Source organism: Candidatus Symbiopectobacterium sp. 'North America', assembly GCF_015762685.1.
GTDB lineage: Bacteria > Pseudomonadota > Gammaproteobacteria > Enterobacterales > Enterobacteriaceae > Symbiopectobacterium.
Window position 1 is genome coordinate 1 of the sequence record NZ_PEHF01000118.1, and the last position, 470, is coordinate 470.

At 48.5% G+C, this 470-nt stretch carries 2 tRNA genes; both read left to right on the top strand.

Annotated elements, in window-relative coordinates:
* Positions 1-89: 89 nt before the first annotated feature.
* Positions 90-166 (top strand) — tRNA-Ile (locus tag CS369_RS22550).
* Between the two features lie 104 nt (positions 167-270).
* Positions 271-346 (top strand) — tRNA-Ala (locus CS369_RS22555).
* Positions 347-470 lie beyond the last annotated feature (124 nt).

Sequence of the window (470 nt, forward strand, 5' to 3'; positions counted from 1 at the left end):
GGATCACCTCCTTACCTGATGATACTGATTCTGTGTAGTGTTCACACAGATTGTCTGATGAAAAAAATCGAGCGGTTAGAAGACCTTATAGGCTTGTAGCTCAGGTGGTTAGAGCGCACCCCTGATAAGGGTGAGGTCGGTGGTTCAAGTCCACCCAGGCCTACCAAAATCGTTCTCAATGCTGCGTTGCTCGCCCACTCGCATACTGATGTATGCTTCGCGAACTCGCGCCTTGCCTGAGAGCGATCTGGCAAAGGTTTACTATTCGATGGGGCTATAGCTCAGCTGGGAGAGCGCCTGCTTTGCACGCAGGAGGTCTGCGGTTCGATCCCGCATAGCTCCACCATTTACCGTCTCGATACCCAATACTTCAGAGTGTACTGTTTGACAGTATGCTGCGAAGTATTTTGCTCTTTAACAATCTGGAACAAGCTGAAAATTGAAACGAGCAATATTGGATGCATTTAGAA